This window comes from Polaromonas sp. P1_G2, from assembly GCF_056405515.1.
The window spans coordinates 1-414 of record NZ_JBFUBY010001368.1 but is presented as its reverse complement, the minus strand read 5'-3'; the positions used below and the strand labels follow the sequence as shown (position 1 = coordinate 414).

Sequence of the window (414 nt, the reverse complement as noted above, 5' to 3'; positions counted from 1 at the left end):
GCCCGATCTTCTCCAGTCCGAGAATGCGCTCGTAGAACGCCTCCGCCGCATCGAGGTCATCGACGTAAAGTGCCGATTCCAGAATTTGCGACGGAGCCTTGTTCATCGTCTCATCTCAGGCGATCGCCTGCTTCTGCATTTGCACGAGGTCGCTGATACCCTGCTTGGCGAGACCCATCAGCGTCAGCAGTTCTTCCTCGGAAAACGGTGCGCCCTCGGCCGTGCCCTGGATCTCGACGATGCCGCCTTTGCCGGTCATGACGAAATTGGCATCCGTCTCGGCCGAGGAATCTTCGAGATAATCGAGGTCCAGGACCGGCTGATTGGCGAAGACGCCGCAGGAGATCGCCGCCACATGATCCTTCAACGCCTTCTCGACCTTGATCATGTTGCGGGCTTCCATCCACTTCAGGC

At 58.7% G+C, this 414-nt stretch carries 1 pseudogene; it reads right to left on the bottom strand.

Annotated elements, in window-relative coordinates:
• Window positions 1-115: 115 nt before the first annotated feature.
• Window positions 116-414, bottom strand: a pseudogene (locus AC1D0P_RS30595) (hypothetical protein); the annotation flags it as partial.